Origin of the sequence: Streptococcus sp. FDAARGOS_192 (genome assembly GCF_002073815.2) — a bacterium.
Lineage (GTDB): Bacteria > Bacillota > Bacilli > Lactobacillales > Streptococcaceae > Streptococcus > Streptococcus salivarius_H.
The window spans coordinates 15,506-30,252 of sequence record NZ_CP020429.2 but is presented as its reverse complement, the minus strand read 5'-3'; the positions used below and the strand labels follow the sequence as shown (position 1 = coordinate 30,252).

The 14,747-nt window shown below is 36.8% G+C and carries 11 protein-coding genes and 1 pseudogene; 8 read left to right on the top strand and 4 right to left on the bottom strand.

The window, feature by feature from the left end; genetic code table 11:
- Window positions 1-152: 152 nt before the first annotated feature.
- On the bottom strand, window positions 153-947 hold the full coding sequence (locus tag A6J31_RS00140; protein WP_080610172.1) for a helix-turn-helix domain-containing protein: 795 nt from the start codon (window positions 945-947) through the stop codon (window positions 153-155).
- Window positions 948-1,299: 352 nt separating this feature from the next.
- Here A6J31_RS00140 and A6J31_RS00135 point away from each other — a divergent pair, with 352 nt between their 5' ends.
- The 7 genes from A6J31_RS00135 to xerS all read left to right on the top strand — a co-directional run bounded on the left by A6J31_RS00135 (window position 1,300) and on the right by xerS (window position 10,203).
- Window positions 1,300-1,488 (top strand): helix-turn-helix domain-containing protein, encoded by a 189-nt coding sequence (locus A6J31_RS00135; RefSeq protein ID WP_070439336.1) that lies wholly within the window; start codon window positions 1,300-1,302, stop codon window positions 1,486-1,488.
- 69 nt (window positions 1,489-1,557) lie between these two features.
- Window positions 1,558-2,262 (top strand): hypothetical protein, encoded by a 705-nt coding sequence (locus tag A6J31_RS00130; protein ID WP_225791536.1) that lies wholly within the window; start codon window positions 1,558-1,560, stop codon window positions 2,260-2,262.
- 157 nt (window positions 2,263-2,419) lie between these two features.
- A complete protein-coding gene (locus A6J31_RS00125) occupies window positions 2,420-3,850 on the top strand; it encodes a hypothetical protein (protein ID WP_080610170.1) in 1,431 nt (476 codons plus the stop codon).
- Complete coding sequence (locus tag A6J31_RS00120) at window positions 3,843-4,826, top strand: hypothetical protein (protein ID WP_080610169.1); 984 nt, start codon at window positions 3,843-3,845, stop codon at window positions 4,824-4,826. The genes A6J31_RS00125 and A6J31_RS00120 overlap by 8 nt, the downstream gene beginning before the upstream one ends.
- Before the next feature lie 29 nt (window positions 4,827-4,855).
- A complete protein-coding gene (locus tag A6J31_RS00115; RefSeq protein ID WP_080610168.1) occupies window positions 4,856-5,059 on the top strand; it encodes a hypothetical protein in 204 nt (67 codons plus the stop codon).
- Window positions 5,060-5,267: 208 nt separating this feature from the next.
- Complete coding sequence (locus A6J31_RS00110) at window positions 5,268-8,939, top strand: DUF2971 domain-containing protein (RefSeq protein ID WP_080610167.1); 3,672 nt, start codon at window positions 5,268-5,270, stop codon at window positions 8,937-8,939.
- A 190-nt stretch (window positions 8,940-9,129) separates the two neighbouring features.
- Window positions 9,130-10,203: a tyrosine recombinase XerS gene (gene xerS / locus A6J31_RS00105; RefSeq protein ID WP_021151623.1), complete on the top strand. Its 1,074-nt coding sequence runs from the start codon at window positions 9,130-9,132 to the stop codon at window positions 10,201-10,203.
- 222 nt (window positions 10,204-10,425) lie between these two features.
- Here the strand turns inward: xerS and A6J31_RS00100 are convergent, their stop codons facing one another.
- From A6J31_RS00100 to A6J31_RS00090, 3 genes are all read right to left on the bottom strand, one after another.
- The gene (locus A6J31_RS00100) at window positions 10,426-12,591 is read right to left on the bottom strand and encodes an LPXTG cell wall anchor domain-containing protein (protein ID WP_192573920.1); all 2,166 of its coding nucleotides are present in this window, start codon (window positions 12,589-12,591) and stop codon (window positions 10,426-10,428) included.
- 141 nt (window positions 12,592-12,732) lie between these two features.
- Window positions 12,733-13,086 carry a hypothetical protein gene (locus A6J31_RS00095; RefSeq protein ID WP_021151621.1) on the bottom strand — a complete coding sequence of 118 codons (354 nt, stop codon included), beginning with the start codon at window positions 13,084-13,086 and terminating at the stop codon, window positions 12,733-12,735.
- On the bottom strand, window positions 13,083-14,498 hold the full coding sequence (locus A6J31_RS00090; protein WP_080610165.1) for a Y-family DNA polymerase: 1,416 nt from the start codon (window positions 14,496-14,498) through the stop codon (window positions 13,083-13,085). Before A6J31_RS00090 ends, A6J31_RS00095 begins: the two co-directional genes overlap by 4 nt.
- 110 nt (window positions 14,499-14,608) lie before the next feature.
- On the opposite strand from A6J31_RS00090, the pseudogene A6J31_RS00085 reads away from it, so the two are divergent.
- Window positions 14,609-14,719: pseudogene (locus A6J31_RS00085) on the top strand (helix-turn-helix domain-containing protein); the annotation flags it as partial.
- Window positions 14,720-14,747 lie beyond the last annotated feature (28 nt).

Below are 14,747 nucleotides of genomic sequence, written 5' to 3'. Positions count from 1 at the left end.
TGGTTTTACCCACTACAGAAATTATAGAGCCGTAAAATGAAGGTACTTTCTTTTATTCCTGTAAGTTAGATACTTGCAGTTTATGGCAACTCCATTGGGGTTGCCTTTTTACTTATTAATTACGTAATCAATATGAATCATTATGACTAACCTTACATAAGTACAATCTTGCCAAAAATGCTGAAATCATCCTTTTCTGACAAGGTGATAGGTGCCTCGTTAGAATTTAGTGAGTTAAGGAGAATGTCACCATTTTCTCTATTTTGAAGCACCTTCATTACGTAGTAACGACTCTTTAGCTGCACGATGCAGATATCACCTGTCCGAAGGACGGAGTCTTTCATGACAAACATTACTTCATCATCGAAGAAACTAGGTTCCAAGGAATCACCAACAACCTTAAACGCAATATCATGTACAGGAATAGGAACAGGGTAGTCAAGACAGTCGACTGGGACCTCTGATAGTTCAAACCCTTGTGCATCTACTTTAGCATAAATACTGACTCTTTTGGTTGGTCGTTGATCTTGTTTAACTATTTGTTTTCTATGGTCATTTTCTTTGATTTCTTTAGAGATATGCTGGTTATCTAATCGATTTTCTATGAAATCAACAGTAGCATCCTGATTCCCATCGTCAAGCTGCTTGAACATTTCACCAACATATTCTTCCTTATTGTCGTTAAATGGTGGATAGGCATATTTACTGGGTGAGTTTGATAATCCCAATAAATAGTCTGACGTAACACCGAATAACTCGACTAATTTTACTAGATCTTTGAATGTAGGAGCATTAGTCCCATTTTCCCACTTTCCTACTGTCTGCTGTGTTTTTCCAATCTGCATACTGAATTCTTTTTTGGTCCAACCTCTAGCTAATCGGAGTTTTGTTAAGCGTTCAGTAAACATCATCCCCTTTGTGTTGTTACTATCCTTACACTCTTTCATGTATCTTCCCTACACACGTCTTCCTAAAAAAATTATAATTTTTTATAATCAAAATCATTATAGCAGTTTTAGAAACAATAAACAAATACAGAAAAATAATACGTTATACAGTATATATACTGTATAAATTAGTATAAGCGTTATTTTATTTAATCAATAAAAAGTAAAACAAAAACCCATGATGTGTTAAAGGAAAATGATGATAAAGGCATGTTTATTATCTATTAAACAATTGAATGATTAAAATAATGTGAGTAAGGTGTAATTAAATTATGAAATTCTCTTGATTGTTTGACACAAAAATAGTAAAATCAATTCAGAAACATAAAGATTAGGCAGGTTATATATATACATGGGAAACATTATTTCAGAATTGAGACGACGAAAGAAGCTCTCAAAGAAAGCGTTAGCTCATAATCTTAATGTTGATGCAGGGACTATCGACAAATGGGAAAATGGAGCTAATATTCGTATGGAAAACGTTGTAGCCTTAGCTGAATACTTTGGTGTTTCTACTGACGATATTTTAGGAATAAGATAGCACTAATTACTAATCTTTGGCATCTAAAATATTACGCAGCGTTTTATGATGGAAGATAAGGGAGGGACAATGACAACAGCAATCACTAACCCTAAAAAAATAACTTTAGAAGACCTAGAAGAAAAGCTAGAATCATTCATCCATGTATTTAGTGATGACTTATGTCGAACCATTATTGAGTATATGATTGACTCAGAAGGGCCATTTGCAATTACTCGATATAAGAAATTTGGATCACCGTGGTTTTATCAGGCAACCAGAGATATATCTGATAAACTCTGGAGAAAATTAATCGAAGAGGAAAAATCAGAGACTGAAGCTAAAGCCATAGCTAAAGATGTGATATCAACGTATTATCAATATATGTTATTTGATATGTTGCTTGCGGGACAAAATAAGTTAGCTTCTAAAGAAGTCCAAGTAAGGATTTCTAGTTTGACAAATAATCGTCAACAAAATGAAGTGAAAAAATTAGCCTTCATGAAAGGTTGCAGGGAATACATTCAGAATTTACCACTTAAGACACTGACAAATTACATTCCCTTAGCCGAATTGTTTAAATACGCTGGTGTCGGAGAAGTTCCAGATTTAGCGAAAATCTTCAGCTTGCTTGATTCAAGTGAAGCGGGATGTTTGAAAAAAGTCGGAGAGGTCATCCATTTTGACGATGCTGCAGTAGATGAAGTGATTGAAAAAAGATTTTTAAGGAGTTCTCAACTTCGTTTCTCTAGCGGTAAACTATTATACAACTCAGAAAGTGTAGTATTTAAGTAGATTTTAGAATTGAATATAGAATGAATAAAGGGGAAAAGGATATAAAAACATATCCTTTTTTTGTGTCTTCATAAACAAGGTGGGTGTCACTGGGTTATAGAAGGTATATGAGGTTTAGTATAATGGTTCCAAAAAATTGAAGAGAAGGACTAGACAAATGACAAGAACACCAGGTAATAAAAAATGGTTCCAAAATATTGCTAAGAAAATCAATCTCCCACTTTATCCGAAGAAAAAATTTAATGGGGAAGAAGTTACTCTCATGCCTGATGGGACAGTCCGATTATCTGAAACAGGAGAAAAGCCTTCTGCTGAAGCACTGGAAGCCTATCAAGACTTCGTTAAAAAATTCAATGAAAGACTACGTCGTTTTGGGGTAAGAACAATCGATGGAAAAGCAACATTGAATACTGTTTCTCGATTTTCGGACGACTATTATAATAAGTATGCCTCGATACCATTACTAAAACAAGTATACCCAAACAATGACTTTCCTTTCCATTTGCAACTTCAAGAAGATTACATCATCCAAATCAACTATAGTCAAGAAACGGACTATGAGCTAATTAGTAAGCAATTAAACCAGTTAGATATGGATATCCTACTATTTATAGCTACATTCAGAAATGTTCAACTCCTTCAAATTACAAGGGAGTTTGGTTTACCGATTCCTAAAATCAAACCACATCTCAAACGACTCAGAGAGTTTTACTTAGTTCAAGAGTGGGAGTTCGAACGTGAAGATACTCCAGGGGCTCTTGCGACAAGTTACTCTATTTACAGCCATGGAACAATGTTGCTCTTACTAGCAAATAAGATCAGCAGAAACTTCACATATAAATGGAAAGACATTCTTCGGGAAGAAGATAACTACTCTCCTATTCGATACTGGAAGGTCGTAGATGCTTATCAGAACCTCAAATTTAATCAAAACTATGCCTATTTTGTTCCTACGTCAAAACTGGAGAAGTTCACGTATACAGTGACAAAGACACAAGAAAAGAGTGAGGGGACAAGTCCTCTTTCTGGTATGGAGAAACGAAAATCAGAATTACAAGCTAAAAAGGCGAAGAAGAAAGAGCGTACATATACGGTCCATGTTCCTAGATATCTCTTTATCGGTCAGTTAGCTCTCAATAAAAAGGAAGGTGACGGTACAAAGAATCTTTTTGATGTGTATCCTTATATCACTAACGTTGGTGATACCAGCGATCTTGATAAATTGCTTAATGTCTTTAAACACTTTGGACGTTTTGAGGATGGTTTTGACGAAGAAGGCAGCAAACGTTATCTATTGATTATCGTTGACAATTTTGACGATATTCAAGAAATTGAAGACAAGTATATGCTTATTGAAAATGGTGGCTATAAGAACCTCAATAACATTATTTTCCTCAATCTGGAGCTTGCTGCAGAAGAAGGGATTGATAAGTCTCTTGTTGTTATCAGAAGTCAAAATGCAACTGATGGTGGTCGTGTAGCCAAATACATACCTTTTAGAATGAATGAAGCGTTTAACGAGCGTCCACTAATCAAAGATGTCGAACTAGAAGAGTTAAATCAAGAAGAAGGTGATACTGATGCTTAATATCTATATTGATCCCTACGTCCTATCTCCTTTTGAAGCCTCTCCCTTTTTTCATAAGCTGACTAATTTTGCTAAATCTAAAGACCACAGAGTCGCTATTATGGGGTTTAAGTCACATATTTCTTGGAATGCTCTATCGTATTTAGAAGATAAAGCTAAGATTACGATTACCCACAATCATGCAGACCTAGAGGATGAGAAAAAACATGCCGTTCTGCTAGCGGGCTATTTAAAAAAGGATATTGAGTTAGTAACATCTTCAACAAACCACATTACAGATATCTTCCTCTTTGATGAGCAGGCTCAGATGGATACGAATACTTTGTCTCAGCTACTCAGCAAGGTCCCTTACGTACATTACCTATCAACAGAACATTTTTTCCATTCTCCCCACGTCAATAATTTCCCTAAGAACAGACCATTTATTTTCAATACCCAACTTTTCCGAGACACGAGAAATATTTATTTTGCTAAGAGTTTGGTAGAAGGACACGATTCACTATTTGAATGCTTAGCTAAGAATGATATTACCCAACAATCTTTTTTTGGTAGCAACAACTATATCTATATACCAGGTCATAATGGTAAAGAAGAATCACGCGCTAAGGTAATTATGAACGTCACAAAAATTGAAGATTTAACGGTTGAGAGCATAAAACCTTTAGAGCCAGTATCAGCCACTGCAGAACCTCAACAAAACATGAAAGAGCTACGTTTAGACGAAATTGAAGAGCGTCTAAAGCAGAAAATGAAAAGCTCAGATAAAATCAAAAACAACGAAAATTCAAGTGAGGTCTTGAAAATTACTTCTGAAACCCTTACAATGATAAGGAAGGTAATGGATTGTATTGGGAGGATGGAAAATAGTTTAAATGCTAAGATGGCTGAACAAGCTGACGACAACAATAAACTTGATTCAGATTTTGATCCATTATACGCCTTCAGGACCCAACATGATAAATTTGGGGAAGATTAAACAATAATAAGGGGTTGAAGGAGATAAAAATGGCCGATGAAGTAATGACTAAACAAAACATTTACTTAGTGTCAGACGTTGACAAAGCTAGGGAACTTGAGGCATACATCGTAAGTACTAAAGATGGTATGGAGGCTTTTGGACTTATTGGTTGTGATGAACTTGAAGAATTAACAGATGCTCAACGAGAGTTTGTGCAGAGTGATGAAGCGATGCAATTCAAAAGTAATTAAGCTCTATGATTGATTTAAAAGCTGAGAAATCAGCTTTTTTAGTGTTTAATGATTTCTGGTTATGATAAAGTTTTTAAATTGCTCGTGTTTGATGAGCAGGGTTTTGATTTGCTATGGTTTTGTCAACTCTAGTGGCTTTCTATAAAAACTCTAACCTAGTGATTATTATGTTATTTTACAATCTTATGAAGAGAATTTGGAGAGAATTATGAATGATGATCAGAATAAGGATTTCGAAGCGATGCAAAAGTCGTTGAAAGAACTTGAGGATATTATTAGTAAAACAAATTTTTCTGATATCAAAGATATTAATAATACTGTTGCTAAAGCTTATGATATTTACAAGAAGTTTCCAGATTCAGAAGCCGTAGCATTCCGCTATGTAAGTACATTAGATACTCTAGCAAGCAGCCAGAAAAGTCTAGCTGACATAGAGTCAACGGTAGCTAAAGCTTATGGTGTTTACGAGAGGTTTTCTGATTCAGAAGAAGTAGCATCCCAGTATGTGAGGACACTAGATAGTCTAGCTGAAACGCAGGATAGTCTAGCTGACGTAGAGTCAACGGTAGCTAAAGCTTCTGGTGTTTACGAGAGGTTTTCTGATTCAGAAGAAGTAGCATATTTCTATATAAGTATATTAAATACTCTACTAGGCAGGCTAGAAAGCTCAGATGACATAAAGTCAACGGTAGCTAAAGCTTCTGGTGTTTACGAAAGGTTTCTTGATTCAGAAGAGGTAGCGTTCCAATATATAAGTACACTATATACTCTAGCAAGCAGGTTGGAAAGCTTAGATGACATAAAGTCAACGGTAGCTAAAGCTTATGGTGTTTACGAGAGGTTTTCTGATTCAGAAGCCGTAGCATTCCGCTATGTAAGTACATTAGATACTCTAGCAAGCAGGTTGGAAAGCTTAGGTGACATAAAGTCAACGGAAGCTAAAGCTTCTGGTGTTTACGAGAGGTTTTCTGATTCAGAAGAACTAGCATCCCAGTATGTGAGGACACTAGATAGTCTAGCTGAAACGCAGGATAGTCTAGCTGACGTAGAGTCAACGGTAGCTAAAGCTTATGGTGTTTACAAGAGGTTTTCTGATTCAGAAGAAGTAGCATATTTCTATATAAGTATATTAAATACTCTACTAGGCAGGCTAGAAAGCTCAGATGACATAAAGTCAACGGTAGCTAAAGCTTATGGTGTTTACGAAAGGTTTTTTGATTCAGAAGAGGTAGCGTTCCAATATGTAAGTACACTATATACTCTAGCAAGCAGGTTGGAAAGCTTAGATGACATAAAGTCAACGGTAGCTAAAGCTTATGGTGTTTACGAGAGGTTTTCTGACTCAGAAGCCGTAGCATTCCGCTATGTAAGTACATTAGATACTCTAGCAAGCAGGTTGGAAAGCTTAGATGACATAAAGTCAACGGTAGCTAAAGCTTATGGTGTTTACGAGAGGTTTTCTGATTCAGAAGAAGTAGCATCCCAGTATGTAAGGACACTAGATACTCTAGCAGAAACGCAGGATAGTCTAGCTGACGTAGAGTCAACGGAAGCTAAAGCTTCTGGTGTTTACGAGAGGTTTTCTGATTCAGAAGAAGTAGCATCCCAGTATGTAAGGACACTAGATACTCTAGCAGAAACGCAGGATAGTCTAGCTGACGTAGAGTCAACGGAAGCTAAAGCTTCTGGTGTTTACGAGAGGTTTTCTGATTCAGAAGAAGTAGCATTCCGCTATGTAAGTACATTAGATACTCTAGCAAGAATCCAGAAAAGTCTAGATGACATAGAGTCAACGGTAGCTAAAGCTTCTGTTATTTACGAGAAGTTTCCAGATTCAGAAGCCGTAGCATCCCAGTATGTAAGTACACTATATACTCTAGCAAGCAGGTTGGAAAGCTTAGATGACATAAAGTCAACGGTAGCTAAAGTTTCTGTTATTTACGAGAGGTTTTCTGATTCAGAAGAAGTAGCATTCCGCTATGTAAGTACATTAGATACTCTAGCAAGCAGCCAGAAAAGTCTAGATGACGTAGAGTCAACGGAAGCTAAAGCTTCTGGTGTTTACGAGAGGTTTTCTGATTCAGAAGCCGTAGCATTCCCCTATGTAAGTACATTAGATACTCTAGCAAGAATCCAGAAAAGTCTAGATGACATAGAGTCAACGGAAGCTAAAGCTTCTGGTGTTTACGAGAGGTTTTCTGATTCAGAAAAAGTAGCATTCCTCTATGTAAGTACATTAGATACTCTAGCAAGAATCCAGAAAAGTCTAGCTGACATAGAGTCAACGGAAGCTAAAGCTTCTGGTGTTTACGAGAAGTTTCCAGATGCAGAAGCCGTAGCATATTTCTATGTAAGTATATTAAATACTCTACTAGGCAGGCTAGAAAGCTCAGATGACATAAAGTTAACGGTAGCTAAAGCTTCTGTTATTTACGAGAGGTTTTCTGATTCAGAAGCCGTAGCGTTCCAATATGTAAGTACACTATATACTCTAGCCAGCAGGTTGGAAAGCTTAGATGACATAAAGTCAACGGTAGCTAAAGTTTCTGTTATTTACGAGAAGTTTCCAGACTCAGAAGCCGTAGCATATGTATATGCAAAAGCATTAGTTTATTTAGAAAGTAGACAGGATACTGAACAGGATTTAATGAAAACTTTTGATAAAGTGATTGAAATTTATAAAAAGTTTTCTAATAAGGCAAATATAAGAAATTTATTAGAAGATATAATCTCTGAAGATATTATAGGTAATATTTTTTATTCTAATGATAATCCAGATTCGTTTAATAGTGATGTAGTTCCAGTTATTAAGAAAATGTTTAATACTATCATTGAATTAGATGGTTTTAAACTGCCAGGATATGCTCCTTTAATAGAACTGCTAAAAGATTTAGAAGATTCTGACAAAGATCAACTAATTAGAATATACTGGATAGTACAAAAAATTAAGTATCAATTATCTATTAAAGATTTATCAGAAAAAAAATTTGGACACTATACCTCAGGAGATGTTTTACAAATACTCTTAAAACAAAGTAGCGATAATAAAAGAAAGTATTCTATTGAGGGGCGGACACGTTTAGGAAATGTTAAGTATATGAATGATCCTGAGGAAGGAACTATCTTAGATAAATTTCTAGGTATAAGTGAATCAGATAATTTAGAAGATTCTTTAAAACCTAGCCCCTGGTTTTTGATGAGTTTAACAACTGCAATTGATGATTTAGCAATGTGGTCGCAATATGGTGCTAGAGCGGAAGGTGTTTGTCTGGTGTTTAAACCAGATAGTTTTAAAGTTGTTAAGTCAATGGCTGAAGCAGAGTGGATGAAAGAGAAAAAAGCTACTCCAAATTTGAAAGAGAAAAAAGCTACTCCAAATTTGAAAAAAAATATAGATTCTACAAACAAAGACTTACTTTATCGAATTTGTTACCTTAATGAAAAATCATTAAACAACAGTAGATTAAAAGCGGTAAAAAAAGATAATAATAAGATGTTAAATGGAGCAGAAATAAAAATTATAAATTATTGCCTAAAAATTATTAAGTCCCTTGTGAGAGAGATAAAGGAAAATACACTACTGTACAGTGCTGTAGAGGAATGCCTCGAGGAAATACGTTATCTTTTTAAAGTATCAGACTACAGCTATGAATCCGAGCTACGTATTTTGAGATATGCTGACTTAACTCCAGATAATAATGAGATAAAAATTGATAATAGTGGTCCTGTTGCGAAGCTTTATTTAGAACGTGATATGCCCGTTCAATTAAAACAAGTTATTTTCGGACCTAAATTTTCTAATCCAGAGCATGTGACTCCATTGCTCCAACTTCTTGATAAAGATATTAAATTTAAACGCTCTGATAGAAAATTTAAATAGAGTGAGCCACAAAAGTAATTAATTTTCACTAAAAGGATAACATTTTTTTAGAAGATGTTATCCTTTTTATAGCTTTGGAAAAAATTTATGGAACAATGTGTGTATGTTCGGAAAATAAGTATTTGTTGAATACACATATTAGTTATGATAAACTACTACTAACAAGAAAATTGTTAGATTTGAGGCTAATATGAAACAAGAAACACTTATGAAAAATATAAACGAGTTGCTTGAAATTATGCCTTGGTATGTTAAGGAATATTATCAAGCAAAGCTCGTTATTCCATATAGCTACAAGACACTGTATGAGTACTTAAAAGAATATAGACGATTTTTTGAATGGTTGATTAGCGATCATGAGAAATTGGGTGAAACTGTACGTTATGCAGACTATGATACGATTGCTGATGTTCATATTGATGAGCTGGCCCATTTACCAAAGTCTGTTATCGAAGGCTACTTTGTTTACCTTCGTGAAAATACTGAGCGTCGTTCAATATCTGAAGTCAGTATTATTCGAACTAAAGATGCCCTCTCTAGTTTGTTTAAGTATCTTACTCAAGAAACTGAGGACGACGAGGGTGAGCCTTATTTCTACCGAAATGTCATGGTTAAGGTGAAAATCAAGAAACCTAAAGATACCTTAGCTAGTCGTGCAGATAACATGAAAGAAAAACTCTTTCTAAACGATACACAGTCTTTCCTAGATTATATCGACAATGAGCACGAAAAGAAAATCTCAAAACGTGCCCAGGTATCGTTTGTCAAAAATAAAGAGCGTGATCTTGCTGTTATAGCACTTCTACTCTCAACTGGAGTCCGTTTATCTGAACTAGTGAACCTAGATATGCAAGATGTCAATCTAGCCACAAGGACGATTACAGTTATTCGAAAAGGTGGTAAAAAGGACGTTGTAAATATCGCTCCATTTGGTATACCTTATATTGAGCGTTACTTAGAAATTAGGAAGGGACGCTACGCAGCAAGTGATTCAGATAAAGCATTCTTCTTAACGACTCAAAATAAAGTGCCTGCAAGGCTTGGAACACGTTCTGTCGAGCTTTTGGTGAAGAAGTTATCTACCGCCTATGGTAAACCCACTACTCCCCACAAATTGCGACACACACTTGCGACACGTCTATATGAGCAAACAAAAGACAGCCTCCTAGTCTCCCAACAATTAGGACACAAGGGGACTGCGATGGTAGAGGTATATGCACACGTAGCTGCAGAGACAACTAAGGAAGCTTTGAGTGATTTATAACTCATTTAATGGTTAATACATTATACACGATATATAGTTAATAAATAAACTATGTATATGGTAATGAAGACTATAAATTGTTAACACAGTTTATGATAAGTTAGAAAAAACGAGGAATCTCCTTAAATAGGAGGAGATTCCTCGTTTTTCGTTACTATTTAACATTTAGAGACGACTGTTTCAATGGTCTCGTTCTTTAAGTTTGCCTCTAGTTATTGTTTATTATGAACGTCTGTGACGCCCTTTATAAACGAAGCTTGTCAAACCAAGTCCTACCAAAACCATACCTAACATACCTACTTTAGAGTTTGTATCCCCTGTTTTTGGTAAGTCCTGACTTGTCAATTTTCCATCAGTTTCTGATTTAATTCCTGCACTACGTGTTTGTGTATATGAAGGAGTAACAAAATTCATGGAATGATTGTCTTTTGTAGGAACTAGACTTGTAGCAGGTGTTGTGCTGACCGCAGGAGCTTCACTAGTAGCTGGCGTTGTGCTGTTCGCAGGAGCTTCACTAGTAGCTGGCGTTGTGCTAACTGCAGGGGTTTCACTAGTAGCTGGCGTTGTGCTAACTGCAGGGGTTTCACTAGTAGCAGGTGCTGTGCTAACCGCAGGAGCTTCACTAGTAGCTGGCGTTGTGCTGTTCGCAGGAGCTTCACTAGTAGCTGGCGTTGTGCTAACTGCAGGGGTTTCACTAGTAGCTGGCGTTGTGCTAACTGCAGGGGTTTCACTAGTAGCAGGTGTTGTGCTAACTGCAGGAGCTTCACTAGTAGCAGGTGTTGTGCTAACTGCAGGAGTCTCACTAGTAGCTGGCGTTGTGCTGTTCGCAGGAGCTTCACTAGTAGCTGGCGTTGTGCTAACTGCAGGGGTTTCACTAGTAGCTGGCGTTGTGCTAACTGCAGGGGTTTCACTAGTAGCAGGTGCTGTGCTAACCGCAGGAGCTTCACTAGTAGCTGGCGTTGTGCTGTTCGCAGGAGCTTCACTAGTAGCAGGTGCTGTGCTAACTGCAGGGGTTTCACTAGTAGCTGGCGTTGCGCTTACTGCAGGAGCTTCACTAGTAGCAGGTGTTGTGCTAACTGCAGGAGCTTCACTAGTAGCCGGAGTAGTGCTGGTCGCTGGTGTAGAAGATGTATCGGTCACTTTAGGAGTACCATCTCCGTTATGAGTATGGTAGTCATACTGCCAAAATTCATAAAGCGTTTTACCAGCTTTTACTCTGTCATAGCTAACTTCGTAAAAGGATGGTGTACCGCTAATGACTGGAAAGGCTACGGCACCTTTACCGCCAAGTTTTAAATATTTTGTCTCACCAGGCTCTATCGTATATTCTACAGAACGCGAATCCTCACCAGTAAAATGATAAATAACAGTATAGGTTAACGGACCTTCAGACTGAGATGATGGTTTTGCAGATGGAGTTAAACTATCTTTAAATGCTGTCTCACTATTGTTCTTTTTATAAAGGAACATGGCCATTGGTGTTCCAGTATTATCAGTAACAAAATATGAGGAAGATAACATCAACGTATTATTAGGAATATCAGAACCAGTTTCGTATTTATTAGCGCTATCTAAAGTATAGCCTGGTATAGTTTTAGCGCTTACTGTTACCTGCTTATCCAAAGGTACATCAACAGTGTCATAAGGTGCGATATCAATTACTGCTGGAACACCATATTTACTATTTCTCTCAAAAACACCATAACGAACATGAAAAGAAATAGAATCTCCATGATGCCATGAAGGTCTAATGACTGGGTTCACGATAATGTTCCCTTCTACAGAAGGTTTATTTTTATAGTAGGTATATGTTATAGGATTGTCATCAAAATTAGGATGGTTTAAAAGTGGACTATCATAAGGTATAACATCTCCAGGTTTAAAACTCTTTCCATCATCTGACGTGATTGTATAGTAAGAATACCTATAATCAGTTCCCTCAGGAATAACGAAGCGCCCATCTTCATTAGCGCCGTAGACACCAGTCCCCGATTGTTCGACACCACTATCTGTATGCTCTACATAAAGAAAGAAAAGTGACTTATCACTTGAATTTTCACTTGGCGTTGTACTTGTCGGTGAAACTATATCAGTTGGAGTTACTGCAAGACCTCCATCTTCTGAATATAAAGCACTTGTTTCAGGAGCTTCGCTATTTTCTGAAGCCAAAACTACTGCTGGTGCTTCACTCGTCGTTGGCATTGTACTAACGTTTTCGCTAGTAGCAGGTGTTATGCTTGGGACTTCACTCGTTTTTGGCGCCGTACTAGCAATTTCATCGGCATACACTTTTGAAGACGACTGACCGAATTGGGACTGTGCTACAGTCGCAACTGTAATAGCTGCAACTAAAACAATTCCATATTTAGAAAACTTATTAATAGACAAAATAAACCTCCAGAGGAACATTATATAATTTTTAGAAATATAAATTATCACACTTAATATATCAGAAAAATAAATAAAGTCAAGGTTTTTTTAAAAAAACCTTGACTTTTGCCTCAGCCTTAGCCTTAGCAAATGATCTGTCTAACTTCTTAAAATTGGTGCGATTTGAAGAATATTGTCGAGTTGGACTAATCTATACCCTTCACTAGTCTTTATTGATATTTCTTTACGAGACAGTTCTCTCACTTCGCCGAATAAAGTAATTTTTCTATCATGATGTTTGATAGTGAACTGCCCTTTAAGTTGGTTGATATAGAGTTGAGAAAGTAATAAGAGTTTCTGAGGATTACTTAGGTCTGTTGAGAAGTCAACACGACTTTTAGCAGCATGTAATGATGAGGTATGCTCAGACAGAAAGAACCCCATCCACTTCTGCATCCCAGGGTCCTGGTATTCTCTTGCTGCTTGAAATGGCAAATAAGAACGATCAATCATTTTAAACCATCCAATCCTCCAGCAGAATGTCCTCCGATGAGCCTACTTCTGGCAATACTTCTTGATGCACTATCAAGTGCATTAGCTTTTAGTAGAGAGGTAAAGCCAAATTGGTCTCTGATAGAATCTATTGCTGTCTGGAGCCTTTCTTCTTTTTCAATTTGTTCGACATCATCGAATAGTGAGATTAATCCAAAAGATTCATCTACAAACCCAGAATAATTAACAGCTACACTTCGGATTGCTCCTGAAGTGTATTTATTATGGAATAACTTCAACACATAGTTTGTCAGCATGTCGGTGTTATTCGTTGGTTCAATTTTCATTTGAGTATTTATAGAACGTTTGTTCTCATGTTTAGAGTAGCCAAGGTGTATTGAAACAACAGTCGCTTTTTTGCCTATCTTTCTTAATCGGATAGCAACTTGCTCGGCCATCTCTCTAAGGACAATTTCAATATCACGTTGTCTAAAATAGTCTCTAGGGAGAACCTGGGAGTTACCTAGACCTTTTGATTTTGGTTTATAAGGCTTATGAACGTTACTTTCATCAATACCATTAGCATGAAACCATAAACGAAGGCCAGCTACTCCTAGTTCTTTCTTCAAGATATCTGGGTTGGCATTTGCCAAGTCTTTGATTGAGTGGATACCTAACGTGTTGAAGCGTTTCTCCATTCTTTTACCGATACCCCAGAAATCTGTCATCTTAGGAATAGACCATACCTTATTCTCCACATCCTCATAGGACCAGTTAGCTCTCATGGTGGAAGTTTTCTTTGCTTCATTATCAAGGGCTAGTTTAGCTAGTAAAGGGTTAGCATTGGACATACCAACGGTTGAATAGATACCAGTTTGTCTCCAGATGTCCCTTTGAATCCTTGCTGAAATAAGGTCAAGTTTTTGCTTTCGTGACAACTGCTTATCTGGAACGAAGTATTTAAGAGAACTAGACAGGTCGATAAAACCCTCGTCTATAGAATAAGGATAGATATCGTTAGGGCTACCATAGTTTTGAAAAATGCCTTGGATTTCCATATTAACTGCGATATACTCGTCCATTCTGGGAGGAACGATGAAAGTCACTTTTGCCCAGTCTTCAATGAATTGCACGTATTCTAGATCTGTTCTCAATCCTTGTTTCTTGGCATTGTAATACGAGAACTTTCTTGTTTGAACATCAAAAGGGAGGTCGTATGCTCTTCCTACGTTTGATTTCCCAAACACTTTCTTAAATATCGGTGAAGAAGCTAGGATAAGACCTGCAGAGTTATCAGCTCTACTCATAACACATAGAGAAGTTTTTAGAGGATGTAACCCTCTCTCAACACATTCTACGCTAGCATAAAAAGACTTCATATCGATAAAAGCGATATCGCTTCTTGGCTCTCTTGAATAATCAAAATATCCCAGGTGCCACCTCTTTTGTTAGTTTATAAACTAACAAAAAGTATAGACTATTTTGGTGAGGTTTTCAAGCGATACGATATTACCAATAGATTTGATAGTAAAAAAACATCCCTGTTCCACAATCTACCATTGCACGTATCGAGCGTGGAAATAACACTAGCATCGAAACCATGAGCAAAATCGCCGTTGCTCTTAATAAACCTCTTACGATTCACATTGGTTAGTATTATTATAGTTTAAATATAGCTAAAA

What these genes read in the sequence shown, in the direction of transcription:
- xerS (WP_021151623.1), top strand. Translation starts at nt 9,130, where the DNA reads ATGAAACAAGAAACACTTATGAAAAATATAAACGAGTTGCTTGAAATT.
- A6J31_RS00115 (WP_080610168.1), top strand. Translation starts at nt 4,856, where the DNA reads ATGGCCGATGAAGTAATGACTAAACAAAACATTTACTTAGTGTCAGAC.
- A6J31_RS00110 (WP_080610167.1), top strand. Translation starts at nt 5,268, where the DNA reads ATGAATGATGATCAGAATAAGGATTTCGAAGCGATGCAAAAGTCGTTG.
- A6J31_RS00130 (WP_225791536.1), top strand. Translation starts at nt 1,558, where the DNA reads ATGACAACAGCAATCACTAACCCTAAAAAAATAACTTTAGAAGACCTA.
- A6J31_RS00125 (WP_080610170.1), top strand. Translation starts at nt 2,420, where the DNA reads ATGACAAGAACACCAGGTAATAAAAAATGGTTCCAAAATATTGCTAAG.
- A6J31_RS00140 (WP_080610172.1), bottom strand. Translation starts at nt 947, where the DNA reads ATGAAAGAGTGTAAGGATAGTAACAACACAAAGGGGATGATGTTTACT.
- A6J31_RS00135 (WP_070439336.1), top strand. Translation starts at nt 1,300, where the DNA reads ATGGGAAACATTATTTCAGAATTGAGACGACGAAAGAAGCTCTCAAAG.
- A6J31_RS00120 (WP_080610169.1), top strand. Translation starts at nt 3,843, where the DNA reads ATGCTTAATATCTATATTGATCCCTACGTCCTATCTCCTTTTGAAGCC.
- A6J31_RS00095 (WP_021151621.1), bottom strand. Translation starts at nt 13,086, where the DNA reads ATGATTGATCGTTCTTATTTGCCATTTCAAGCAGCAAGAGAATACCAG.